Source organism: Methanocalculus natronophilus, assembly GCF_038751955.1.
Classification (GTDB): Archaea; Halobacteriota; Methanomicrobia; order Methanomicrobiales; family Methanocorpusculaceae; genus Methanocalculus; species Methanocalculus natronophilus.
In genome coordinates, this window is record NZ_JBCEXH010000113.1 from 1 (window position 1) to 551 (window position 551).

Annotated in this window: 1 protein-coding gene and 1 pseudogene; both read left to right on the forward strand. The window is 38.3% G+C overall.

Going from position 1 to position 551, the window contains the following annotated elements:
- A pseudogene (locus ABCO64_RS10745) lies at positions 1 to 292 on the forward strand (hypothetical protein); the annotation flags it as partial.
- The coding region (locus ABCO64_RS10750; RefSeq protein ID WP_343089474.1) for a PucR family transcriptional regulator ligand-binding domain-containing protein at positions 283 to 551 on the forward strand (269 nt) is incomplete at its 3' end. The pseudogene ABCO64_RS10745 and the gene ABCO64_RS10750, both read left to right, overlap by 10 nt.

Here is a 551-nt window from a genome sequence, read left to right on the forward strand (position 1 = left end):
GAGTGAACCGATGAATATGACAAATGTTAAACAACCATTTATTGAACGCCATATCATTATGACGCCCGGACCTGTAGAGGTTCATCCTGACGTGTTAAAAGCGATGCAGTCGCCTATCATAGGTCAATTTGATGAGAAGTTTTTATCCTTAATGGATGAAACCATGGAAATGACAAGAGAAATTTTCCAGACCAAAAATCATTGGGCTTACCCCATCGTCGGGACGGCGCGCGCTGGTATTGAAGCATTATTAAGCGCCACGTTAGAACCAGGTGACAAAATATGGCTCTAACCATTAAAAAACTGACTGAATTTGAACGATTGAAAGGATTTCGCATGGTTGCGGGGTCTATTAACTCAAATAACGAAGTCCATAACATTAATACGATAGATAATCCTGATTCTTATGAATGGTTCACCGCAGGAGATTTTTTATTAACGACAGGCTATATTTATAAAGACTATGCTTTACTCCAAAAAAACTTGATTAAAGAATTGGCGCAAATGAATATTTCAGGCTTAGGGATAAAGATTAAACGCTATTGGGATGA